Source organism: Nostoc sp. (assembly GCF_036918245.1).
Lineage (GTDB): Bacteria > Cyanobacteriota > Cyanobacteriia > Cyanobacteriales > Nostocaceae > Nostoc.
The window spans coordinates 153536-179087 of the sequence record NZ_JBALEF010000036.1 but is presented as its reverse complement, the minus strand read 5'-3'; the positions used below and the strand labels follow the sequence as shown (position 1 = coordinate 179087).

Genomic DNA, 25552 nt, shown 5'->3' with positions numbered 1-25552 from the left:
CGCCAAGTAGTTTGAGTATTAAAGATTGTCAAATTGTCCACTTTACGCTAGCTCTACTCTGCACTAATTACAACAGAAATTTATGATGTATAATGTCCCTGACCCTTGGGTAGGAAGTATATACCAAGTTTTAATTAGCACCATTGTTTTTAAGTTAATTATCTCTATCGCCTCATCTTCAGGTTGATTATCACTACTCAGTACAGGCTCAACCTTAGCTATCCGCTAACAGTACTCAGGACTCTTCATTACTTTTCCCCAACTCAGTGGTGACATTTAAACAAGTTGTGGCTGCAAGTTCAATCTAACAATTAATTCCGAACTCTTGGGAACTATAAATTGAGTTACAGGAAATTGATTATGAATGATGAATGGGAACCTCTAAATCCTGATGATGATGTTGTGCATTTTCATCAAGAAGCATTTGAAAATTTACCCCGAACTCAAATAGTGTTTCAGTTATTAAAGGAAGTCAAGAAAATTTGGGCAAAATACTGTACATCGTCAGGATCAAGAATATTTGGGGAAGGATTTGAATGTTATGTTTTAATACCTGGTCAACAATGGCGAACAGGCAAAATTAGAGTACGCCTAGAATTTTGCCCTGATGAAACTGAAATCGAAGACAAACCAGAAGAGAATGGATTAGAAATCAAACAGGAAAGCTCTCCGCTCGACGACCTTCGGCAGCAACTCAAGGAAAGTGAAAATTAATACCAAAATTGTAACCGTCGATGCACGTTGGTAGACACCAATATAATAGAAAATTATCTGTATCCGTGTGCGCTAAAAAAAACAAAATGGTATGGACTCCCCTACATGCAAAAATCCATCGCACAATTCGATCGCGCCACTTATTTGAGCGCAACCAGCGGCTATTAGTCGCTGTTTCCGGCGGACAAGATTCTCTATGTTTAATAAAATTACTTTTAGATTTACAATCCAAATGGGGATGGTATTTAGGTATCGCTCACTGCGATCATCGCTGGCGTTCTGACTCCGAAGCTAATGCTAACCACGTCGAAAACTTAGCTAAAACTTGGGGTATATCTTTTTATTTAGAAACAACGAATAAAGCGATAAATAGTGAAGCTGCTGCACGTGATTGGCGATATCAAGCTTTAAGTGCGATCGCTCAGGCAAATAATTATCAATATATAGTTACAGGACATACCGCCAGCGATCGCGCCGAAACTCTCCTTTACAACTTAATCCGCGGTACTGGTGCTGATGGCTTACAAGCCCTAACTTGGCAACGCTCTCTAATTACAGGCATTATATTAGTACGTCCACTTTTAGAAATTACTCGAATACAAACAGAGCAATTTTGTCAAGAATTTAAATTACCAATTTGGGAAGATTCCACCAATCAAGATTTGCAATATGCCCGTAACCGCATTCGCCAAGAATTAATACCATATTTGCGAGATAATTTCAACCCCCAAGTAGAATCAGCCTTAGCCCAAACAGCAGAACTTCTCCAAGCGGAAGTGGAATATTTGGAAAAAGCTGCCCAGCAGTTGCGGGAAAAGGCTATGGAAACGGGCATTGGGCATGGGGAATTGGGCATCGGGCATGAAGAAGATTCTCTTACTTCTTTTCTTCCCTTGAGGTTAAATCGTCGGGTATTGCAGAAAGCACCATTGGCGTTGCAACGTCGGGTGATGCGTCAGGTATTGCAGCAAATACTGACTGATGCGCCCAGTTTTGAACACATCGAAAAATTAACGGCTTTAATTATAGCGCCCAACCGATCGCAAACCGATCCATTTCCTGGTGGTGCGATCGCTCAAGTAGAAGGCGACTGGATCTGTTTGAAATAGTTTTGAGTATAGCCTTTATATAAAAAGCAGGAAAAATTTGTTGTGTCAAAGTTCAAATTGCTTTAGTACAAGCGTTTTGAATGGCAGTGTCGCTCACTCTCATTTTATGCTTGCGAGCGCAATTGGATCAAAAACAATCATTTTATTGAATATTTTTGATATTTCACCTTGGGTTTTGGGCTTATTAAATATACAAGGGTAAGTGCCTCTGTTATGCCAAGAAATTTGGCTTACATAACACAATTAACTACAAAGTCTACTTTTAAAGTATGCAGAGCCGAAACAAGATTAATAAAGATATAGTCGATAAAGCTTTAGAAGAAATTTTAACACCAGCACTTAAACCTTTTATTGAGCGCAAAATGAAGGAGAAATACGGCAACAATTGGTTGCAGAATGCAAGATTGGGTTTACAGGAATACCATATTGAAGGAAATGATCTCAACTGGAACGATCCTCAAGTGGTACTCAAACTAATTTTAAACCATTGGAACGATGTTTTTCGTAAGCCACAAAGGTTTGATCATTCTCAGCGCTGCCTAGTGAGTGAATTGCTGGATGTACGCAATAAAGTTAAGCATAATGATCTAAATCAGTTCGATTATGACTATACTTTTCGCGCATTAGACAGCATGGAGCGTCTTCTAACTGCTATTGATGACAAAAAAGCAGCCCAAGAAGTGAAGCAGTTAAAGCAAAAGTTGGGTTCACTACCATCAACGGTACAGATTAAAAAAACATCCGAAGTAGCTATTAGCTCTCAGCCTGGACCTGTTATAAATTATAATCAGTCGTCAGTTAATACAAATAATATTGATTGGAAGCAAGTTTGCCACACCATACTAGAAAAGCAGCAAGAATCTCAGCAAATTAGGCGCAAAGCAACAGCAATGGGATTTGAAGTAAATATTCATGTCCCACTAGGATTGGTAGAACGCAAACAGCAACAACGTCGAAATGAAAATGTTGAACGAGAGCAAGTGTATCAGCTACAGAAAGAAGCTATCACTAAAATTTACGCCCATAAGGAATTTCTAGAACAGGTAATTACTCAACGGAACGCAGGTAAAAATAAGCATATTGCTATAGTTGGGGAACCGGGAGCAGGGAAGACTACTTTACTAAGTGCGATCGCTTCATACATCAAAAACGAAAATCAAGACTTAATCATCTGTATATCTCTCGCCAGTTTGCAAGGGATGACTTTAGAAGATTATCTACTTAAAAAATGGCTCCCAGAAGCAATGGGATTAGTTAATACTGAATTTATCTCCACTCCAGAAATAGAGAATCAGCTAATTACACGTTTTCGCAAAGGTGGTATTTGGTTACTTTTAGATGGTGTAGATGAGATGGGTGCATCTTCACCAGTACAAGCATTAGCCAAAATTTCTAGAGAACTAAGGGGCTGGCCAGGACAGGCGCGGGTAGTACTGACTTGTCGCTTAAATGTTTGGGATGCAAATACCAACAATAATATATTGATAGATTTTCAGACGTATAAAACTCAGGAATTTCAGTCAGAAGAAGTTGAAGAATTTATTGAAAAATGGTTTACCTGTGCTGAGAATATACAGCGTGGTAAAGAACTACAGGCGAAATTAAAGGAACTAAGACAAGAGCGTATTCGTGAATTAGTGAAAAATCCTCTTAGATTAGCCCTATTGTGTCAGATTTTTTACAAAAATGGGCAAGGAGAGTTACCAGAAACAAAAGCTCAACTTTACGAGATATTCACTCGGTATTTTTATGAGTGGAAATCTGATGTAGTAGCTCAAGAGTTGATTGACTCTTATGAACTGCAACAAGAATTACATCAAGCATTAGGCAAATTAGCTTTAGCAGGAATTAACAGCAATTGTAGGTTTCGTTTGAAAGCAAGTCTAGCTGTTCAGGAAATAGGGGAAAAGCTATTCAAATTAGCTTGTGATGTAGGTTGGTTAAATTTGGTAGATAGAGATGCAGGTAATGATGAACCTGTATATGCTTTATTTCATCCCAACTTTCAAGAATATTTTGCTGCGTTAGTGATTGATAACTGGCATTATTTTCTTAATCATGTCCCCCAAAATCCAGAAGATGGTATTTATCACATTTTTGAACCTCAATGGCAAGAAGTGATTTTGTTATGGTTTGGTAAAAAAGTTGTATGTAAGGCAGATCAAGACCAAAAAGAAGAGTTTATCAATGGCTTATTTGTGTTTAAAGATGCTTGTAATAGTTTTTATCGGTATCAAGCAATTGCACTTGCATCGACTGTAATTATAGAGTATAAAGACTGTAGTATTGCCGAAAATATTGTATGGTCAATTTCTTTTTGGGTAGTTGGTTGTTTCAATGAGCAGGAACAACAATGGCAGGATTTACCCCTGTATATTCAAAATTTTGCTAGGAAAGCTCTACGAAGAACTAACAGTATCTTAGCAGTTGAATGTTTGGAATCTTTAATAGAAGATAAACTGCGGCAAGAAGGAAAGATAAAATTACTAGATATTGAGTGTTTAGGCTTAATTGACCCTGAAAATAATTATGCTATTACTATCCTGATTCATCTATTAAAAACAAGTCAAGATTGGTCAGTTCGTCAAGAAGCAGCAAGGATTTTAGGAGAAATTTCTTTTGGTAATTCGGAAGTCATCAATGCTTTACTTCAAGTACTTCGTACTACTGTTCATGATGAACTTGCAGCTTCACCAGATTTAAAAGCTGAGTCGGAGTCAAATTCTATTTCCGAATTGGATCAACTATTAACTCGTTCAAAAATACTGAATAATAAGCCTGAACTCAATTTCAGAGCATCCGAGAGTCTATATAAAATTGACCCAGGCAACCCTGAAGCTATAAAAGCTCTAATAAATCTATCCTGTTGGTCTATTAGTGCATGGTGTACTTACGACAACGCTATTTCATTACTCCAACAGATTGGTCTCCATGAATCAGAGGCAATTTCAGAGTTGAGGAAAAAACTACAATGCGATAATCAATCAGTTCGGGGAGCAGCCGCTGAAATTTTTGCTAAAGTAGAGCCTAATAATCAAGAAGCAATTGACATTTTAATTGAACTACTTTGCAAAGGTAGTCAAATAATGTACGAAAGCGAAGATTTTTTCACTGGTGATAAAACTACTGAAATTGGAGAAGATTATCGTAATCATGCAGAACAAGCTTTGATAGCAGTTGGGGTTGATAATTTAATAATTATTAACAAATTAATTAATTTACTATACTCCAGCCAAGAAACGGAAACTAGTCTAAAAGTTTCTAATATTTTAGCGAAAATAGGTACTGGAAATTTAAAGGTTATTTATGCTCTTAGTGATCTGCTAAAAAATGACTATGATGAACGAATTCACCAACAAATGGCAGAAAATTTGGGTATAGCTGACCCTGGAAATACAGAAGCTACTGACGCATTAATTCACTTACTTATTAATAGTGAGGATGAATCCACTTGCAAAAATGTGATGTGGAGTTTAAAAAAAATTAGTGTAGGGAATGATAAAGCTATAGCAACTGTAGCTAACTTACTACAAAACTCTGAAGATTATAAAACTTGGCAACAAGCGTTAGAGACTTTGGAAAAAATTGCTATTAATACTCACAACATGAACGCAATTAATGTGCTAACTATGTTGTTAGGTTATAGCCAATATGAAGATATTTCGTATACAGCAGCCGATATTCTATTATTAATTGACCCAGGAAATTCCAGAGCTACTGAAGTTCTCAGTCAATGGTTTCCACCTAATATGCAGTCAGGCTTTGCTAAGGACTTGTGGAAAAATTTACACTTTGATAAACTACCCACAAAAATTTTCAATGAAAATTTGAACTCAGAATCCATATATATGACAGAATCTAAAGAAGATGTCTGGTACTGTGCCAAAAATATGAGTTATTCTGAATTCTATCGCGTTTGGCATAGTCAATCATCTCTAATTCAAAACTTAGAAACTCAACTTACAGATATTTCTTCAATCCTTAATCATCTGCAAACTACAGATAAAACACATTCGCTTACCCTCAATCTAAAAACACTTCAAGACGAAACAGATATTAGTGCTATTGCTCAAGGAATTTGCACCCGTATCTATCAACAAACATTTTCAAACTTAGAAATCATACCAGAAGTTAATAATGCATTCCAACTAGAACGTATTATTCTACCAATTAAAAAGTATCTGCAAAAAGAAAATATAGCGTTAATTATCAATAGCTGCGAAACCAATCAGGCAGTTATCACCTTCTGCCGTAAATTAACAGATGTTTTGCACATTGCCTTTATCACTGACCAACCATTAAACGCACCATTGAGAGGTTTTCCACGGAACCAAGCAAATTTACTCAATGCTATTCAAACCTGGATTAATGAAATTGAATAAAAACTGAGACAACATACTTGCACATATTAACAATGAAATTAATACTAATTAATAAACGTAGATTTGGAAGCAGGTTTGGTATAATTTAGGTCAAATTATCATTTAATAGGTCTTGTTGAGAATATCTGACCTATCTTTTTTTACCTGAAAATGGTCACACTCTTCCATTTCTTTGGCTTCAGATCCTTTGTCACCCTTTTAGGCTGAAGCTGTTGGTAATTTTACAGTTTTCAATATTAAAGGAAATAAATATCTCTTGATTGTTAGTATAGATTATGAAGCGCAGTTAATTTATATAAAATATATCCTCAACCATGCAGAATATGATAAAGAGAACTGGAAAAATGACCCTTACTTTTAATCCAGAGAAATACAAAGAATTATTAACAGCTTATCTTCCCAAGCTGATAAAAATTGAAGCAGAAAATGAGCAAGCTTTAGAGATAGTAGAAGATTTAATCCACCGGGAACGCACCCCAGAAGAAGACGAACTTTATCAGTTATTAATTACTTTAATTGAAAAGTTTGAACAAGAATATTATCAGCCAAGCCAGCAAAAGAATCCTACGTCTATGTTGTTATTTCTTTTAGAAGAATCTGAGAGAAGTAGAGATTATTTAGTATCAGTTTTAGGAACAGAAAATTTGGTTGATAATATTTTAAATGGACAAGAAAAGATAAATATAGAACAAGCTCGGAAGCTGGGAGAGTTTTTTCATGTAGACTCTAGTTTATTTATAGAGTAATAACTAAGCTCATAGTTCGTACTTGAACTTTAGCTAGGCTAAAGCCCAAGTACTTGTTAAGATGCTAGTAATTCTGGCTGAGGCATTAAACTTTGGAGAGTATGACGCAACTGAGCGATCGCTTGGACTTGATAATCACCAGTTTCCTGGAATTGATCCAAAGATTCTCTAATTCCTTGCAGCTTTTGCCGTAATCCATCTAGAGAATCCTGAATTGGTTGTAGTGCTTCTTGATAAAGATTCACTCGACCATAGTATTCACCATTTGTTCTTCGTAAGGATAGCAAATTTTCCTCGATCGCTTTCAATTCTTGGTGCTTTTCATCTAGCTCGTGAGTTTGATTGTCAATCATTCCCTGATTTAGCTCAACACCAGAACGAATCTGCTCAATTTCACGTTCCAGCTTTTGAATTTCCTGTGAATATTGTTGTCGCTGGGTTTCAATTTGTAACAGAATCGGTTCTAAATTAATTTTGTTGTTACTTTCTTCTTCAGTAACAGTACGTCCCTGCCGCCGTAGCAGTACAGCTTGATGTTGCTTGAGAAACTTCTGGTGCTGTAGCATATTGCGGCGTTGTCCCACCAAACTGGAATTTAGCATCTGATAAAGGTCTTTTTCATCCGTTAGTTCCAGTTCTAAATTGATATGGTCATGGTCAGATGCATGATTTAATTTAGTTTGGAGTTCTTCTATAGCTTCTTGTTTATATTGCAGTTCTTGTTCTTGATCGTGAACAAAGCTAGCGTCGATTTCTAACTTATGCTGCAAGTCTTGCACTATCTTTTGTAGTTCTTCTAAAGGCATTTTATCCAAAGCCTCCACATCAGCTTGCTTACCGAGAACTACATCACTAGATGTTGCAGCTAAAGAGTGCATCTGTTGATATAACTCTTCAGCGTTTCGTAACTGCTCTTTGACGAGCCGAGCATACTCTTGCTTGCTGCTAAGGTCTGCTGTATTTATCTGCAATTGGGCTGTTTGCTGAACTAGAGAATTTTGTGCTTGTTGCAATGCATTTTGGCGATCGCTAAGGGTTTGTGATAAGCGCTCAACTTCTTCTTGCTGTTGTGCGATCGCATTTTTATGCTCCTCTAATTTTTGCCAGTGTGGGGTAAGAGTAGCTTGCTGCTTTTCGACCAATTCAAAGGCTAGATGCAGGTGTTCTCTAACTGTTCCCGTAGGAGTAACACGACTAGACAAGCGATCGAGTAACTCACTCATTACTCGACTTTGTTCCTCATCCAAAACCGTCCCTTGTTGAAAATCCGCTTGGCGTTCTTCCAGGCGACGCTGCTCACCCCGTAAATGCTCCCAAGCGCCTTCCAACTCTTGGCGGTTGCGCTCAATTTCTCCTTGTAATCGTTCAATTTCCTGGCGGGAGGTGTCAACTTCCTGTTTTTGCTCCTCTAAGTGTTGTACCTCATCCTCCAATTGTTGCAGCTGTTCTAACCGTACCTCCATGTCCATTTCACGGCGGTTCAACTCTTGCGCCTGAAACGTTAGTGATTGTTTCCACTGATCGATCTCATCTTCCTTAAGCTTAAATTTCTCCAATTGGCGAGAAAAATTCTGCAAAATGTTAACGAGTGGACGCCCTGCTTCTTGAATTCGCTGCACTTGACGATTCGGATTCAGTTCAACCAATACCAAAGCACCATCGTTTAATTTGCTTGCCTCCTCAGCGGCAATCACCTCTTCCGACACAGTACTCCAATTCTGGTCGGTTCGCTGACAAGCTAGCAGTTTTAGTTCGGTTTTGCCACCGCCACTGAGTAAACCACCTTTCTGTTTTTGTACTTCTGCTAAATACAGCACACCCTTAGTCCTTTATTGATGCACTTAAAGTTCGTGTTTTGAGATATACCTTAAATAATTCTGTTAACTTGTCTTACTAAACCAGGGTTTAGAAAAACAAGACAGACAAAACTATAGACGCAAAATGTTACGTCTTGATACTTATAGAAGCGATCTGGTCGCGCCCTTATATTTTGTACTGATGACAGTGATGATGACTTCCGTGTTAACACTAGCTTTGTCAAAGTGTATTACGAAAGATGAAGGTTTATAGTTTAATGTATTCCCTAATGACAATCAGAACAGAATAAAAATCTTTTCAATACTCCATAATCAATACTTAAAGAATAAGTCATAATTCACGATTCAGAATTCAGCAATACTAAGGAGTACTTTTTAGCTAAATGCAGGGAAATTTAAATGAAATTGATATTTGCAGTATTCTGCAATTGATTGAATTGGGACAGCGAACTGGGCAACTATGGGTGGAAGCTTATAGCTCTCACCAGAACAATAAACTGGGTGGAGAGGGAACAACTATTTATCGTCCTAAACAACAGTCTTGGTTCGTCTTTTTCCTTAATGGTCAAATTATCTATTGCCAAGAAGGTGAGAGTAGTTTATCCAGAATTAGCGATTATTTACGTCATTATCGAGTTGAGATGCGACTCACCGACAAACAAATTGTCTCTTTACCACCAACCGACGCGCCAGAGTATGCCTATCTTTGGGCACTCTTGGAGCGGAATATCATTAACCCAAAAATAGCTGGTAGGATCATTTACGGTTTGGTGCATGAAACTCTCTTTGATCTGCTGAGTTTACGCCAAGGTAACTTCATTTTCCATCAGGGTGCGGCACTTGCCCCGCAATTAAACACTTTTGAGATTGCTCCATTTGTGACAAAAATTACCAAGCAGCTGCAAGAGTGGAAGCAACTCTATCCACACATTCAGTCTCCAGAACAATTGCCAGCGCTATCTGACAAAGTTCAGCTACAATCTTCTTTACCAGAAGCAACCGTGAATAAGCTACAACATTGGGCTGATGGTAAAACATCCTTGCGACAACTGGCTCGCCATCTCAACCGAGACATTTTGACAGTCGCTAAGGCAATATATCCTTATGTACAACAAAGTTGGCTACAACTAGTATATTCAGAAATTAATCAACCAGATACACACACGGATAGCTGGGAATTGCAGGGAAAACCGACGGGGCGGATAGTATGTATTGACGATGCGATTGCCATCGGTGAGACTATAAATTCCATCTTACAACCACAAGGTTATGAAGCGATCGCTCTTACCAATCCTTTAGAGGCACTGAGTCTGGTTTTTCAACTCAAACCGGATTTAATTTTATGCGACATTGCCATGTCGGAATTGGAAGGATATGAGGTTTGCGCCATGCTGCGACATTCAACAGCATTTCGGCTCACACCGATTATCATGCTTACTGGGAAAGATGGGTTTATGGATCGAGTCAAAGCTAGGATGGTCGGGGCAACAGATTATTTAACAAAACCGTTTACAGACACTGAGTTACTCATGCTCGTAGAGAAATATATCAACAACCAATGAAAACTGGGCATTGCGCATTGGGGAGCCAGTGCGCTGGGCGGGCAATGCCCGACTTGTTCGCGTAGCGTCTCCCCTTGGGAGAAGCAACTGGCGTCATTGGGCATTAATTATTTCTCCCTCATCTCCCTTATCTCCCTCGTCTATGGGACATATAAAGAGATCAAAGATTTGTTGATCTACTAAAAGATGAGTTAAAAGATGTTATCACAGAGTCAGTTAACTGAGTGAAACGTCAATCTCCGGGAAAATAGTGAAGACATAAAATTAATTTATACAGTTAATACTTGCGGAGGATCAAGGAATGTTCCAATTAGGAACGTCTAAATCAGGAGGTAAATAGACACTTATGAGCACAGTTCTGATTGTGGAAGACAGTATAGCGCAAAGGGAGATGATTACAGACCTCCTGAAAGCAACTGGCCTAACAGTTACCCATGCTAGTGATGGATTAGAAGCATTAGAGGCAATTCAAATAGCACCTCCAGATTTAGTGGTATTAGATATTGTCATGCCCCGAATGAACGGCTACGAAGTTTGTCGGCGGTTAAAATCCGATCCAAAAACCCAAAATGTCCCAGTGGTTATGTGTTCTTCCAAAGGTGAAGAATTTGATCGCTATTGGGGCATGAAGCAGGGTGCAGACGCTTACATAGCCAAACCGTTTCAACCAACCGAGTTGGTAGGAACAGTCAAACAACTGCTGCGAGGATAAGGATAAAAACAACATGGTCAGCAAACCGGACTTTTTAAGTGGCAGCGGTCAAGACCACTTTCGACCAGAATTACAAGTAGAAAGTCCTGAAGGTGAGTTACATTTGAGGTTTTACATTCCCTCGCATCAGGAGTTTGCACTACAAGCAACTGGCATCCGAGAGGTAATTGAACTAAGTCCTGATAGAATCACCCCGATTCCTAATGCTTCTCCTTTACTTTTGGGTACTCTAAATTTACGAGGTCGAGTTATTTGGGTGGCCGATTTGGGTCAATTTCTGGGGGAAGCAAGTGCATTAAACACGGATAGAGCTGAAATTTCGGTCATTGCCATTGAAGAACAAGACACAATAGTGGGTTTAGCAGTAGAGGAAATCGGTGGTATGGACTGGTTGGATATCCAGAATCTTATGCCACCAACTAGTGTTCCAGATACGATGGCTCCCTTTTTACGTGGAGAGTGGTCATTAAGTGCTAGAAATAACCAGTGTCTACGACTGCTCGATCAAATGGCAATTGTACGAAGTGCTAGGTGGGCAGGATGAAATTGGAGGAGGAAATGGCAGCAAGTATTGATAATTACGAGCCAACATATCAACAGGCGATGACCGCCTATGTTCAAAGAAATTATGAGGTAGCGGCCACTTTAGTTGACCAAGTGGTGCAAAATTTACCAGATGACCCCAATACCCATTTGTTGCGGGGTCATATCTACTATGTTTTACAGCAGTACGATGTAGCAAAAGAAGAATATCAACAAGTATTAGGCTTGACTAATGATCAAGAAATTATTGGTTTTGCCAAGAATGGAATTGACAATATCAATCAATATTTACAGTCATTCGGTGGGCAGATCGATCCATCAAAAAATCAAGAGGAAATAGATTCCTCAGAGATATCTGATGTACTGGCATATAGCGAACCAGAATTAGAAGATTTGAGTGCTGGTGAAGAGTTTGACAGCGATAACCTTGATTTAAACTTTTTTGTAGAGCATCAAGAAAATATGAATGGCGTTGAAGATACATCTTCAAAAAGTCCATTTGATCTGCCCACAGAAGATAGTATTGGAACAGAAAAAATCTCAGATTCTTCTATAGCTTTTGGTGATGATCCTTTTGCCATAAATGAAGAATCACAGGAACAAGAGTCAAATAAAAACTGGGAAGAGAACACAGAATTGGAGTTACCTGCTTTTTGGCAGGAAAGTATCTCAGAAGATATTTCCGAAGAATCATTAGCAAATAGTCAATTCTCAGATAATGGGATAAGTTCTCCTTACGGAAATTCAACTATTGACAATAATAACTCTTCATCTTCTAACTTACAAACTGGTAATAACAAGAATAATTTCCCTGATTTGTTGAGTGAGCCAAAGTCTCCAGAGCAGAGTATGGGAAATTTAGAATATAAAAAATCTAGTTTTGGAGAAGAAACTTTACTGATTGTTGCAGAAGAACTGAGAAATGATTCGCCAATAACAAATAAATTGGAAGACAACAGTCAACATAACTTGTCTGAAACCGAATCCCATAGCTGGTTAACACCAAAAGAAGCTGACGCAGAATCAGCTTTTCAGCCGAATTTACCTGATAATGAATCATCTTTTAATAGTAATTTACCTCAGAAGGAAAAGCAGTTTAAATCAGGTGAATTCATCAGTAAAAATAGCTTCGATGACGATGAAAATTTTGATATGGAAGCATTTGAGTCTGCCTTCGGCTCAGAGAGTTTAAACTCTTATGAAGACTCAAGCAATATACTGAATGGAGAAAATTCTAAGAGCAATATCGAGTTTTTAGATGACTTTGAGGAATTTGACGATTTAGGCAATATTCCAGGGTTTGACCTGATCGAAGGAGATTCTAACTTCGGTAATGCAGCAATCCATTCTGCTCCAGTAGAAACTAGTGATACTGGACGCCTTCAAAGCGCGGAGGCTTTTTTAAGTAATGCAGCTGCTAGCGATCGCGAAGAGGAACTGTTCTCAATGACTGGTTCCCATGAAGCCGTTCCAGTCTTTAGCCAAACAGATGTCTCAAAACTAGAACCCAACGTCAGCATCGAGCAAGGATGGTTAGCACCATTAGAAAATGCCTCCATCGAACGGAAACAATGGCTAATTGCTGGAAGTGTGGGCATTGTCTCAGCGCTGGTTGTAGCCACAGTTAGCTTTGTCGCCACCACATTTTCGCCAGCCCAACAACGAGAATCAGTACGAAACACAGGTTGGGCAATGTCACTAGCTGCTGGGATTGCAGGTTTTGCTACCGCAGGTTTTATGGGAAATCTGGCACTTAAACAAATTCGGCGCACAACTGATGATCTGCAAGCTCAGTTTGAGGCTGTACGTCAAGGAAATCTGAATGCTCAAGCCACAGTGTTTTCCGAAGATGAATTGGGGCATTTATCCACTGGCTTTAATGAAATGGCGCGGGTAATTTTTACAACCACAAGTGAAGCCCAACGGAAAGCCGATGAACAAGAGGAAGCCAAAGAAAACCTGCAACGTCAGGTGATTCGTTTGTTGGATGATGTGGAAGGAGCTGCTAGAGGCGATTTAACAGTCCAAGCGGAAGTGACAGCCGACGTACTGGGAGCCGTAGCTGATGCCTTTAACCTGACAATTCAAAACCTGCGGGATATCGTTCAACAGGTAAAAGTGGCGGCGAAGGATGTGACAAAAGGTGCAACTAACTCTGAAACCTTTGCGAGAGCTTTATCTAGTGATGCTTTGCGGCAAGCAGAAGAGTTGGCAGTAACACTGAATTCTGTACAGGTAATGACCGACTCGATTCAGCGGGTAGCAGAGGCGGCGCGGGAAGCCGAAACCGTTGCTCGTGATGCTAGTACGATCGCTCTCAAAGGTGGCGAAGCAGTAGAAAATACCGTAGCAGGGATTTTAGAAATTCGAGAAACCGTTGCCGAAACCACCCGGAAAGTGAAGCGATTGGCGGAATCTTCTCAAGAAATTTCTAAAATTGTGGCGTTGATTTCTCAAATTGCTTCGAGAACAAACTTGTTAGCACTCAATGCTAGTATTGAGGCAGCAAGGGCAGGAGAAGCGGGGCGCGGGTTTGCGATCGTCGCAGATGAAGTGCGCCAGTTAGCAGATAAATCTGCTAAATCCCTGAAGGAAATTGAACAAATTGTGATGCAAATCCAAAGCGAAACAGGCTCTGTAATGACCGCGATGGAAGAAGGCACACAACAAGTAATTAAAGGTACAAAATTGGCAGAAGATGCCAAGCGATCGCTCGAAAACATTATTCAAGTGGCGAATCGTATCGATATTCTTGTGCGATCTATTACTAGCGACACTGTGGAACAAACGGAAACCTCCCGCGCCGTCGCTCATGTAATGCAATCAGTAGAACTGACCGCGCAAGAAACTTCCCAAGAAGCACAGCGGGTTTCAGGTGCTTTACAACACCTAGTAGGTGTATCCCGTGACTTGATCGCCTCCGTTGAACGTTTCCGAGTGGAAACTATGGAAACCAGATAAATAGTCATTTGTCCTTTGTCTTTGTTATTTGCTAATGACCAATGACCAATGACCAATGACTAATAACTAATGACTCTTGACTAAAAAACTATGCTGCCGGAACAACAACAGCGGATTTTGGGTTACTTTATCGAAGAAGCCAGGGATCACCTGAATACCATTGAGCAGGGCTTGCTGAATTTAGAGGGTACTCTGAACGACCCGGAAATGATCAGTGAGGTCTTCCGGGCGGCTCACTCCATCAAAGGAGGAGCGGCGATGCTTGGATTGACTAGCATCCAGCATACCTCCCACCGTCTGGAAGATTGTTTCAAAATTCTCAAAGATAATCCGGTTCAGATTGACCAAAAGTTAGAGTCTTTATTTCTTGGTGTCTCTGATACCCTAAAATCGCTGTTAGAGCATTTGAGTGGGCCTTATGGTCTTTCTGAAGATGCAGCTAATACTTTGATGTCAGAAACTGAGCCAGTCTTTCAATGGCTGTATCAGCATCTGGAACTACTTGTAGAACAAGCAAAGAGTGGAGTAGCCAGCAGTTCTGACGCAACAGAACTTACAACCTCTGTAGAGAATGTCTCCACACTTACAGAAATTTTCATGCGGCGAGATATTCCCGATCTGGCAGAATACACCCATCAGGAATCTCCAGACTCGGTAGCACCCCACGAGGTGCGAGACGCTCGCGGACTCGCTAACGCTGCGCTATCGCCAGTCACCGGTAAAGAAAATAATAACTGGAGCGAGTTTCAAGCCCAAGTGCTGCAAACACTGCGGGAAATGTTGCAATTATTTAAGCAAACTACAACACCTTCAACTCGGCAAAACCTCCAGCAATGCTGTCACCAGTTAGTCAAACTTGGTGAAACTTGGAATTTGCTCAAATGGTGTGGTTTATGTCAAGCAGCAGCCAGTGCGATCGGCAATCCTGAAAATACTTATCTGACTTTAGCTAAAATTGTCATTACCGAAATCAAACAAGCTCAAGAATTAGTCCTGCAAGGTAGAGAAGCCGAAATTGCAATTAGTCAGCAACTAGAAGCACTTTTGAGCTTTGCAGAAATTGAGTTATTAGAAATTACCCCTGATTTGTTTGATGAACAATCTGTGGCTTTCACAGAATCAGAGCCAATTCTATCTGGCAACACCAAGGCGTTAGCCCAGACAACTGAAGAACTGAATTTAGACAAAGATAGTAGCGATAGCTACGCCAACGTCTCCGACGAACGCCCCTCCCTTCAGTTACAAGGAACACCACTAAACGAAAGTAGAAACACTAGTCTTACTTTCATTACACATGACGAAGCACATCCAATCAGTAACAATCTTGACCCCAATGGGCCAGAGGTAGGAATAGCTGAGTTAAATACCCTTGCTGATTTATTTGACGGTGAGACTCCCGAATTAGATGAAAGTTGGCATCAAGAAGAAACCTTAGATATTGTTGCTATCGATGACTTTGGAATTGATTTGAGCAGCACTGAGGCTGAAGACGCTCATAACGATTTATCTGACTTACTCTCCTTTAATGAAGATATAAGCAACGCGCTGCACCCAACAACCACAGCTACAACAGAAGATTTATCCCTGTTATTTGGCGACCATTTCCTAGAAAAAGATAATTCAGAACCGCAAAATCAACAAACAGCTGCTACGCCTTTAGAGTTGAGCGATATTAACGAATTTGAGATAAATTTAGACTCATCTTCTTCCGAAATTTTACAAGAATTTATTGATATTCCTAGTGATGCAAACCAGACTATTAGCGAGATTGTCCAAAATAGTGTAGTCGAAGATTTCTTGACACTGGAGTTAGATGATGATGAACTATTGCCAACAGGCGAAGTCACTCAACCAGAAACTGAGCCATTCACCAGTGTGGAACTATCTACCAACCAACAAAATAATTTTGATAACTTATTCTTAGAAACTAAAAATGCAAATTGGGTAGAAGAAATTACCCCTAGTGACTACATAGAATTACCTCAGCCAACAGACTTGTCTTTGGACAACTTGTTTGCTGAAATGGAAGAACAGCCACAATTATCGACAAGTGAACCAGAAATCAGTGATTTATTTGATACATTTCCAGTAACAGAACCTGAGTTTTCTCAATCAGAAAATGATCTGAGCAACTTCTGGAACCAGGAAACCACAGAGGAAAAGGACAACTTCGATTCCTTAATTGAGCAGAATTTGGGAAGGGCGTTAGATGAAAGTTTGTTTACTGCGGCGGCTGATGACATTTTTGCTGATAATCAGCAGTCCATACCTTCTCCTATAGCCAGTTTTGATATAGAAGAAGATTTTGATATCAATTTCCAGCATCAAGAACAGCTAGATTTGATATTATCATCAGATTCTGGAGATAATTTATTTGATGAATTTACATCAAGTAGCTTAACTATTTCTCCTATAATCAACGATACCTCCACGCCTGAAACGCCTTTGTTATCACAGCATCCGGGGGAAGAAATTCTCAGACCGCAACAACCAGAATCTTTAGATTTTGTTCCAGAATTTACTAATCAGACCCCAGATATATCTGCTGTTGATCTGGAAGTTAATTCATTAGGCTCTTTTGATGAGAATCCGCAACTTCTGTTTGAAGATGTTGCTATAAATGAATTGACCTATATTCAGATGGAAACCACAGAGAATACTGTGGATGAAATATCAGAAACCGTCAATTTTAGGGAAAGTTCAGATTCAGTATCATCCGAAGAACAGCCAGGTGATTTGTTCGGCTCTTTCAATGAAAATCCACAACTGCTGTTTGAAGATGTCGCGACAAATCATTCCACTTATATTCAGATGGACACCACAGAGAATACTGTGGATGAACTATCAGAAACCGTCAGCTTTGGGGAAACTTCAGATTCAGAATCATCCCAAGCACAGCTAGGTGATTTGTTCGACTCTGAAGATGTCACTACAAATGAATTGACCTATATTCAGATGAACACCACAGAGAATACTGTGGATGAAATATCAGAAACTGTCAGTTTTAGGAAAAGTTCAGATTCAGTATTACCTGAAGAACAGCTAGGTGATTTGTTCGGCTCTTTCGAGAAAAATCCACAACTGCTGTTTGAAGATGTCGCGACAAATGATTCCACTTATATTCAGATGGACACCACAGAGAATACTGTGGGTGAGCTATCAGAAACTATCAGTTTTGGGGGAACTTCAGATTTAGAATCATCTCAAGCACAGCTAGGTGATTTGTTCGACTCTGAAGATGTCGCGACAAATGAATTAACCTATATTCAGATGGACACCACAGAGAATACTGTGGATGAGCTATCAGAAACTATCAGTTTTGAGGAAAATTTAGATTCAGCATCACCCGAAGCACAGCCAGGTGATTTGTTCGGCTCTTTCGATGAAAATCCACAACTGCTGTTTGAAGATGTCGCGACAAATGAATTAACCTATATTCAGATGGACACCACAGAGAATACTGTGGATGAGCTATCAGAAACTATCAGTTTTGGGGAAACTTCAGATTCAGAATCATCCCAAGCACAGCTAGGTGATTTGTTCGACTCTGAAGATGTCGCGACAAATGAATTAACCTATATTCAGATGGACACCACAGAGAATACTGTGGATGAACTATCAGAAACTATCAGTTTTGGAGAAAATTTAGATTCAGCTTCACCCGAAGCACAGCCAGGTGATTTGTTTGGCTCTTTCAATGAAAATCCACAAGTGCTGTTTGAAGATCTAGTGACAAATGAATTGACATATATTCAGATGGACACCACAGAGAAGACTGTGAATGAGCTATCAGAAACTATCAGTTTTGGAGAAACTTCAGATTCAGTCCAGACAAGCCCAGAAGTTTTAGAGACTGAGGAAAATAATAATTTAGAAACTACCTTTTATTTTAGAGAAAACACAGCTGTTGAAAATCATTTATTGTTTACAGAAACCACTGAAATAGTTACTCAAGAAGATGAATTTGCAGACTTGGCAGCATTATTAGGAGAGGACGTAGCACCCATCCCCAAAGCTAAGAAGATACCAGAAGTAGATTTTGCTGCCCTGGAAGACTTGCTAAGTACAGATAACAATAGCGATGTCTACGACGGGCTACGCCAACGCCAGCCCTTCAACACTCAACCAGTCTTACCTAAAAATGCTATTCCATCACCAGCCATAAAAGATGAATTTGGTGACTTAGAGAAGTTGCTGGCAGAAGCGAATCAAACAATATCCCATTCTACTGTAGTCAAATCGAACACCAACAAAACTACTGGCCCCTCAACTCGTCGGGCTGCGAGATTTGAAGAAACGATGAAGGTTCCAGTTAAGCAACTGGACGATATGAGTAATTTAGTTGGGGAGTTGGTGGTAAACCGCAATACCTTAGAGCAGGATCATGAACGACTACGACAGTCATTAGATAACTTGCTGATTCAGGTACAACAACTCTCAGATGTGGGTGCAAGGATGCAGGAGTTGTATGAGCGATCGCTACTGGAAGCGTCTCTGTTAGCTGGACGCAAAAAGAAAGACCCCGGCTTACAAGCCCCTGATTCCAATGCCGATCGGGGTTTTAGCGAGCTAGAAATGGATCGTTTTACTCCCTTCCACACACTCTCACAGCAGATGATTGAGCGCATTGTACGAGTGCGTGAGTCAGCTAGTGACATTGATTTTGTTACCGAAGAAACCGAACGAGTCGCCAGGCAGTTCCGCCAAGTAACCACCCAGCTACAAGAGGGATTAACTAGAGCGCGAATGGTGCCTTTTGCTCAAACTATTGATCGCTGGCGGCGAGGAGTGCGCGACAACGCTATCAAGTGTGGCAAACAAGTAGAGTTGGTGATCGAAGGTGGCGATACCTTAATTGACAAGATGATTTTGGATCATCTTACCGATCCGCTGACTCACATGCTGAATAATGCGATCGCTCACGGTATTGAAACGCCAGAAGAGAGGCAAGCTGCTGGTAAACCACCTGTAGGAATCATTACTATCCGTGCTTTCCACCAAGGCAACCAAACGATCATTTCCGTAGGCGATGATGGCGCAGGTATCGATTCCGCAAGAGTTAAGGCTAAGGCGGTGAAGATTGGCATGATTACAGAAGCGCAGGCAAAAGCGATGTCTCGTCTGGAAGTCTACGATCTGCTGTTCCAGTCTGGTTTTACGATCAAAGACCAGGCAGATGAAATTTCCGGTCGTGGTGTAGGTATGGACGTAGTGCGTTCTGAGATTAGCGAAATTCGGGGAACAGTGAACACTGATTCTGCGATCAGTAAAGGAACCACCTTTACTATTCGTTTACCACTGACTCTGAGTATTTGTAAAGCTCTTTGCTGCGTCTCCGATCGCGCCAGAATTGCCTTCCCGATGGATGGTGTAGAAGATACGCTAGATATACCAGTCAAAAATATTCAGCACGATGCCAATGGGCAATCATTTATTTCCTGGCGCGATACAGTGCTACCATTCCGACCTCTGAAGGAACTTTTAACCTTCAATCGTCAAATCAGTCGCGGTAATGTCTATGGCGGTACCAGAGATGATGATATGGTTTCTGTGGTTGTGGTGCGATCGGCAAATACCCTGATTGCTCTACAGATTGATCTGGTGTTAAGCGAACAAGAAATTGTAATTAAGCAATTTGAAGGGCCAGCACCTAAACCCATTGGTGTAGCTGGTGCTACAGTCTTGGGCGATGGTCGGATTATGCCCATTGCTGACGTACTAGAAATAATTGACATCTTCCAGGGACGAATTTCTACACAAATTGGTGGCAGTTCTTGGCAACAGAAAACTACTCCCCCAGATACCTCTCCTACAAAGATTGACCCGACAGTGCTGATTGTTGATGACTCGATTACAGTCCGAGAACTGCTCTCCCTAACGTTTAATAAAGCAGGTTATCGCGTAGAACAGGCGCGTGACGGTCAGGAAGCTTGGGATAAACTCCGCTCCGGTCTGCCTTGCGATATCGTATTTTGCGACATCGAAATGCCCCGTTGCGATGGACTGGAATTACTCTCTCGCATCCAGAAAGACTCTAACCTCAACCACTTACCGATCGCTATGCTCACCTCGCGGGGTGCAGACAAGCACAGACAAATTGCAGCTCAACTCGGTGCTAGTGGCTACTTTACCAAGCCTTATCTCGAAGAAGCTCTACTTGAAGCCGCAGCGCGGATGCTCAAAGGAGAGAAACTCGTTAGCTAAACCAACCAAAAGACTTAGATTTTAGGGAAAACTTTACACGCTTCTAATTTCGTTAAAGCTGATACTAGTTCTTGTAGTACAATTGTTCTATAGACATCAATAGCACGTATGGGCCCCGCCAGAAGCCGGGGCTTTCTCTTTGAGAACAATTAGAGTGTATACCCCAAGTCTTGGGTCTATCTTTGTAGTATGTAAAGAAGCACTTTGACCTAAGACTATGCCTTCTTCTGAAAATCTCACTTACCCAACCAGCCATAAGAGCAATCAAGCTGATAATTACCACGGTACTTTAGTTGCAGACCCTTACCGTTGGTTAGAAGATCCTGACTCTGAAGAAACAAGAACTTGGATTGAGGCACAAAATCAAGTTACGTTTGGCTACCTGAGTGAAATTCCTGCTAGGGAAAAAATTAAACAGCGCCTTACCAAACTTTGGGATTATGAAAAATATGGTATCCCTTTTAAAGAAGGCGACCGCTACTTTTATTTCAAAAATGACGGACTGCAAAATCAAAGTGTCTTTTACACCTTGAAAACTCTCGACGACCAACCCAAAGTTTTACTCGATCCCAACAAACTCTCAGAAGATGGCACTGTTGCTCTTTCGGGATTATCGATTAGCGAGGATGGTAAACTTTTAGCTTATGGTCTATCCTCTTCTGGTTCTGATTGGCAAGAGTGGAAAGTACGTGATGTTGAAACTGGTGAAGACCTCCAAGACCACCTGAAGTGGATTAAATTTTCTGGTGCATCTTGGACACACGATCATCAAGGTTTTTTCTATAGTCGCTACGATGAACCAAATGAAAAAACTCGATTAGAAGATGTCAACTATTATCAAAAGCTCTACTATCATCAACTAGGTAAACCTCAATCAGAAGACGTTTTAATTTACCATCGTCCTGACCAAAAGGAATGGGGTTTTAGTGGTGGCGTTACTGAAGATGGACGCTATCTAATAATTTCAATTTGGCTAGGTACTGACTCTAAAAATTTGGTTTTCTTCAAAGATTTAACTAACCCTAATGCGGAAGTTGTAGAAGTAATTAACCAATTTGAGGCAGATTATAGCTTTATAGACAATGATGATAGTGTCTTTTATTTTCGCACAGATTTAAATGCACCAAGGGGAAGAGTGATTGCGATTGACACGAAAAACCCTGCACCCGAAAATTGGCAAGAAATTATTCCCCAATCTGCGGAAACCTTGGAAAGTGTCGGTATACTTAATAATCAGTTCGTTGCTGATTACCTCAAAGATGCTCACAGTCAAATCAAAATTTTTGACCTCAAAGGTGCGTTTATTCGAGAGATAGAATTACCCGGACTCGGTTCAGCAGGTGGCTTTGGGGGTAAGCGTTATGATACTGAAACTTTTTATAGCTTTACCAGCTTTACCATACCAGGCACTATTTATCGCTACGACATGGTGACAGGAAAAAGTGAGCTTTTCCGTCAACCACAGGTAGATTTTAATCCTGATGATTACGAGATAAAACAAGTCTTTTATCACAGCAAAGATGGTACGAAAGTACCAATGTTTATTACGCACAAAAAGGGCATTAAATTAGATGGAAATAACCCTACTTATCTCTATGCTTATGGCGGTTTTAATGCCTCAATGACGCCTGGCTTTTCTGTGAGTCTGTTGGTGTGGATGGAGATGGGTGGTGTCTATGCTATGCCTAATATCCGCGGCGGTGGAGAATACGGCGAAGAATGGCATCAAGCAGGAATAAAAGATAAAAAGCAGAATGTCTTTGATGACTTTATTGGCGCTGCTGAGTGGTTGATTGCTAACAAGTATACTAAGACTGAGAAGCTAGCGATCGCAGGTGGTAGTAACGGCGGTTTATTAGTAGGTGCTTGTATAACGCAACGTCCCGATTTGTTTGGTGCAGCTTTACCAGCAGTCGGCGTCATGGATATGTTGCGCTTCCACAAATTTACCATCGGTTGGGCTTGGACTTCCGAATATGGTTCAGCAGATAATCCAGAAGAGTTTCCAGCGCTGTATGCTTATTCACCATTACACAACATCACACCAGATACAGCTTACCCAGCAACCTTAATTACCACAGCCGATCATGACGATCGCGTTGTCCCTGCTCATAGTTTCAAATTTGCCGCAGCTTTACAAGAGGCTCACGCAGGTAATGCGCCAACGCTAATTAGAATTGAGACTAAAGCAGGACATGGCGCAGGTAAACCCACGGCTAAAATTATCGAAGAAGCCGCAGACAAATGGGCTTTTTTGGTGCGGACTTTGAATGTAGAAGTTTAGCAACTTTGTAAGGTGGGTATTGCCTACCTTACGAGGCTAAACTAACTAAATCAATAATAAATTCCCACAAAAAATTTTTCCCAATATTCAGTAGTTCCAACTTACAAGTGCTGCCATTATCCTTGCAATAGCGGCGCGATCGCTATCCTCTGTAGACTCAAATAATCTTTCCGCTTGTTGCAGATGCGTAATTGCTTCCTTTCGATGTATCCATCTATTCAGATAGTACAACGAAATCCCCAAGTCTTGATGAATGTCTGGATCGTGAGGATGATCGTCTAACTGTTGCCGCAAAAGCTCAACTTCATTCTCTAGGTATTGCCAAGAAGATTGCCCTGGTTCTCGGTTTGCCATAATTTTCATATCAAGCGTTGAAGTAGGTGCTTCCGATTTGCTAGCAAAATAGGGGATATCTAAAAACTGTGCAATTGTTTTGGCAAGACTTACAGCACTCTCATGGCTACCATCAGACTTTAGAATAAAGCGCCAGGAGATTGATGCCAAAATTAATCTCGCATAGAAAGCTATTCCCCCTTCAGAACCACTGACATCTTCTATTTCAATACCTGAAAGAAGATGACAGGGAAACTCAACAGATTTTGTGTGTACAATTTTGAATCGATTTCGTCTTTCCCAGAGAAGAGAATTTTTTACTTTATCAAAAGTGTAAGTAGTAATCTCTGTATCATTAATTATTGTATATAGAACAATTCCAAGTATTACACATCCACTTACTACAGCGATGATTCCAGGATAATCAGCACGTTGGAGTACTAACCCAAGCAAACAAAGGAAAAGACTAAATGGAATCAAAGTTATGCTAATGAGTAATACACCCCAAAGTGATTTTTGGAAACGCCAAAGGAGCCGATGCTGATTTTGTTCAATAATCATGATTAATAAAAACCTGAAACGACGTATTTACATTGATATACAACATGATTCTTTTGTACAATGCATAAGTCATAGTCTATACACAATACTTTAGTCACGTCGTCCTGTATTCTCTCTAAGACTGCGAATCAGAGGGTGAGTCTTTAATATTGATATAGGACTCCTGTCTGATTTCTGAACAGGATTTCAGATAAAATCCTGGTAAAACGGGCTTTTCAGCCTCAGTATGTTTTGAAAAATCAAATCGGAGTCCTATAGATGAGTTAAAATTCAATCAATCACTCTAGGCAGATATTAACTATGAGATGGGAAGAAGTTTGTGAACACAAACAATTACAAGATTTACCCTTCAAAATTGAATTAAATAAATGGGGTCAAATCGTCATGAGTCCAGTCAAAATTAAACATTCTTTTTATCAAGGAAGAATCCAACGTTTATTGGAATCTTTATTGAATATAGGAGAAGTAATGCCAGAATGTGCTATCAACACATTAGACGCGGTGAAAGTTGCTGATGTTGTCTGGTGTTCAGAAGAACGATTTTCTCAAATTGAAGATGAAGTATCAGCGTCTATTGCACTAGAAATTTGTGTAGAAGTCAAATTAACTGGTAACACTTTGGAATAAATTGAATTTAAAAAAAATTTATATTTAGAAGCTCAAGCTATTAAAGTATGGTTATGTAATGAACAAGGTCAAATTAAATTCTATAATCAGCAAGGTGAATTAGAACAATCTTTGTTATTTTCTAAGTTTCCTAAACAAATTAAACGGTAATTTTAGAGAAGAGGGGAGAGAGCGTAGTTTACCGCCGTAGGCATCGCCTAAATTACCTGTTTTTAAAATATATCTTAAAATTATTCATAAATTCTACTTTGATGCTGAATTAAAATAATCGTTACTTGATTTAAATTATTATCTATTTCATAAATGACACGATATTAATCTTGGCAAAGGGTGAAGGTAAACAATTATTTACTTTCACCCTTAATGCTTTGCTTCATCTAAGCAAAAAGTTTAATATTTTTATCCTTCTTGTGTAGTTAAAACGCGACAGCTTGGGCTGTACCAGTCAAATGTATTGTGGTATAAGTTTGTCTTTGCCCCTGGTTAAATTTAGGAATCACAGAAAAGAGGTTTGTTGTTGTGATTCCCTTAGTTTCAACTGGCGCTGAGTTGCTTTTTCCAAGGTTTACACGGGGTAAGATCAAGGGAAACACGGTATTGCCAGTATCTACTGTTTTACGGATAGTTACAGTTACTAGTGTACCAATCTCTGTTTCTACACTACGGATCTGCTCACTACCTTGAAAATTTAATGTCTGTTGCTTATCTTTATAGGTAAAAAGGGGTTTGCCAATAAAGCTTGTCGTTGAGTAACTAATGCTAACATTCTTACCTTGAAACTGGTATAAGTTTGGTACTAATTCTGAGGCATTAGCTGATAATACAGGTATTCCTGTTAACAGCATACCTAATGTAAACGATCCAATTAAGTTTCTTGTTTGCATATCTCAAAAAGTTATTGCTAGTTTGACAGAGATAACTGCTTTATATGGGATGACAATACGTCTAAAACCAATTTTAAAAAATCATATTCCGAAAATCGTGTAAAATGGAACAC

At 39.9% G+C, this 25552-nt stretch carries 14 protein-coding genes and 1 pseudogene; 12 read left to right on the top strand and 3 right to left on the bottom strand.

What is annotated here, in order from left to right:
* Positions 1-360: 360 nt before the first annotated feature.
* The 5 genes and pseudogenes from V7L12_RS08300 to V7L12_RS08280 all read left to right on the top strand — a co-directional run bounded on the left by V7L12_RS08300 (position 361) and on the right by V7L12_RS08280 (position 6951).
* Positions 361-714 (top strand): KGK domain-containing protein, encoded by a 354-nt coding sequence (locus V7L12_RS08300; RefSeq protein WP_335083764.1) that lies wholly within the window; start codon positions 361-363, stop codon positions 712-714.
* Positions 715-800: 86 nt separating this feature from the next.
* A complete protein-coding gene (tilS, locus tag V7L12_RS08295; protein ID WP_335083762.1) occupies positions 801-1823 on the top strand; it encodes a tRNA lysidine(34) synthetase TilS in 1023 nt (340 codons plus the stop codon).
* A gap of 269 nt (positions 1824-2092) precedes the next feature.
* Positions 2093-6205 carry an NACHT C-terminal alpha/beta 1 domain-containing protein gene (locus V7L12_RS08290; RefSeq protein ID WP_335083760.1) on the top strand — a complete coding sequence of 1371 codons (4113 nt, stop codon included), beginning with the start codon at positions 2093-2095 and terminating at the stop codon, positions 6203-6205.
* Positions 6206-6407: 202 nt separating this feature from the next.
* Positions 6408-6566 (top strand): annotated as a pseudogene (locus V7L12_RS08285) (type II toxin-antitoxin system HigB family toxin); the annotation flags it as partial.
* A complete protein-coding gene (locus V7L12_RS08280; protein WP_335083758.1) occupies positions 6550-6951 on the top strand; it encodes a helix-turn-helix domain-containing protein in 402 nt (133 codons plus the stop codon). The pseudogene V7L12_RS08285 and the gene V7L12_RS08280, both read left to right, overlap by 17 nt.
* 56 nt (positions 6952-7007) lie before the next feature.
* On the opposite strand, the gene hmpF is transcribed toward V7L12_RS08280, so the two are convergent.
* Positions 7008-8768, bottom strand: coding sequence for a pilus motility taxis protein HmpF (gene hmpF, locus V7L12_RS08275; protein ID WP_335083756.1), 1761 nt, complete (start codon positions 8766-8768; stop codon positions 7008-7010).
* A 383-nt stretch (positions 8769-9151) separates the two neighbouring features.
* Between hmpF and V7L12_RS08270 the strand changes: the two genes are divergently transcribed.
* The 6 genes from V7L12_RS08270 (at position 9152) to V7L12_RS08245 (ending at position 23034) form a co-directional block, all read left to right on the top strand.
* Positions 9152-10330: a response regulator gene (locus V7L12_RS08270; RefSeq protein WP_335083754.1), complete on the top strand. Its 1179-nt coding sequence runs from the start codon at positions 9152-9154 to the stop codon at positions 10328-10330.
* Between the two features lie 346 nt (positions 10331-10676).
* A complete protein-coding gene (locus V7L12_RS08265) occupies positions 10677-11042 on the top strand; it encodes a response regulator transcription factor (protein ID WP_069073698.1) in 366 nt (121 codons plus the stop codon).
* Between the two features lie 13 nt (positions 11043-11055).
* Positions 11056-11586: a chemotaxis protein CheW gene (locus V7L12_RS08260; RefSeq protein WP_335083752.1), complete on the top strand. Its 531-nt coding sequence runs from the start codon at positions 11056-11058 to the stop codon at positions 11584-11586.
* Positions 11587-11600: 14 nt separating this feature from the next.
* Entirely contained in the window at positions 11601-14546 is a 2946-nt protein-coding gene (locus V7L12_RS08255; RefSeq protein WP_335083750.1) for a methyl-accepting chemotaxis protein, read from the top strand.
* A 90-nt stretch (positions 14547-14636) separates the two neighbouring features.
* Positions 14637-20750 carry a hybrid sensor histidine kinase/response regulator gene (locus tag V7L12_RS08250; RefSeq protein ID WP_335083748.1) on the top strand — a complete coding sequence of 2038 codons (6114 nt, stop codon included), beginning with the start codon at positions 14637-14639 and terminating at the stop codon, positions 20748-20750.
* 217 nt (positions 20751-20967) lie between these two features.
* Complete coding sequence (locus V7L12_RS08245) at positions 20968-23034, top strand: prolyl oligopeptidase family serine peptidase (RefSeq protein ID WP_335083745.1); 2067 nt, start codon at positions 20968-20970, stop codon at positions 23032-23034.
* Between the two features lie 87 nt (positions 23035-23121).
* Here V7L12_RS08245 and V7L12_RS08240 read toward each other — a convergent pair whose 3' ends face one another.
* Positions 23122-23928: a tetratricopeptide repeat protein gene (locus tag V7L12_RS08240; protein WP_335083743.1), complete on the bottom strand. Its 807-nt coding sequence runs from the start codon at positions 23926-23928 to the stop codon at positions 23122-23124.
* Between the two features lie 300 nt (positions 23929-24228).
* Here V7L12_RS08240 and V7L12_RS08235 point away from each other — a divergent pair, with 300 nt between their 5' ends.
* Entirely contained in the window at positions 24229-24555 is a 327-nt protein-coding gene (locus tag V7L12_RS08235) for a hypothetical protein (protein WP_335083741.1), read from the top strand.
* Between the two features lie 416 nt (positions 24556-24971).
* Here V7L12_RS08235 and V7L12_RS08230 read toward each other — a convergent pair whose 3' ends face one another.
* Positions 24972-25439: a hypothetical protein gene (locus tag V7L12_RS08230; protein WP_335083739.1), complete on the bottom strand. Its 468-nt coding sequence runs from the start codon at positions 25437-25439 to the stop codon at positions 24972-24974.
* Positions 25440-25552: the final 113 nt, after the last annotated feature.